The following is a 945-nucleotide window of genomic DNA, read 5'->3' as shown; positions in this document are numbered from 1 at the left end:
CCTACACCCTTACCCCGGGACAACCACCGCCCGGGATGGACTACCTTCCTGCGTCACCCCATCACTCACCTACTACCAGCTCGGGTCACCGGCTCCACCACTCCGACCTCGTCCGAAGACTCAGCCGGCGGCTTCACGGGCTTAGCATCACTGGATTCGATGTTTGACGCTTCACAGCGGGTACCGGAATATCAACCGGTTATCCATCGACTACGCCTGTCGGCCTCGCCTTAGGTCCCGACTTACCCTGGGCAGATCAGCTTGACCCAGGAACCCTTAGTCAATCGGCGCACACGTTTCTCACGTGTGAATCGCTACTCATGCCTGCATTCTCACTCGTGAACCGTCCACAACTACCTTCCGGTGCTGCTTCACCCGGCACACGACGCTCCCCTACCCATCACGATCCCCGTTGGGGGTATATATCGCAATGACACGACTTCGGCGGTACGCTTGAGCCCCGCTACATTGTCGGCGCGGAATCACTAGACCAGTGAGCTATTACGCACTCTTTCAAGGGTGGCTGCTTCTAAGCCAACCTCCTGGTTGTCTCTGCGACTCCACATCCTTTCCCACTTAGCGTACGCTTAGGGGCCTTAGTCGATGCTCTGGGCTGTTTCCCTCTCGACCATGGAGCTTATCCCCCACAGTCTCACTGCCGCGCTCTCACTTACCGGCATTCGGAGTTTGGCTAAGGTCAGTAACCCGGTAGGGCCCATCGCCTATCCAGTGCTCTACCTCCGGCAAGAAACACACGACGCTGCACCTAAATGCATTTCGGGGAGAACCAGCTATCACGGAGTTTGATTGGCCTTTCACCCCTAACCACAGGTCATCCCCCAGGTTTTCAACCCTGGTGGGTTCGGTCCTCCACGAAGTCTTACCTCCGCTTCAACCTGCCCATGGCTAGATCACTCCGCTTCGGGTCTTGAGCGCGCTACTAGA

The 945-nt window shown here is 57.5% G+C and carries 1 rRNA gene; it reads right to left on the bottom strand.

The annotated features are described in order from the left end of the window. Nucleotides 1-945: ribosomal RNA gene (locus ADL34_RS33550) — 23S ribosomal RNA — on the bottom strand; the annotation flags it as partial.

The sequence above is a fragment of the Streptomyces sp. NRRL WC-3605 genome (assembly GCF_001509795.1).
In the GTDB taxonomy this organism is placed as follows: Bacteria; Actinomycetota; Actinomycetes; order Streptomycetales; family Streptomycetaceae; genus Streptomyces; species Streptomyces viridochromogenes.
The sequence above is the reverse complement of the archived record's forward strand: the minus strand, read 5'-3'. Positions and strand labels throughout refer to the sequence as shown.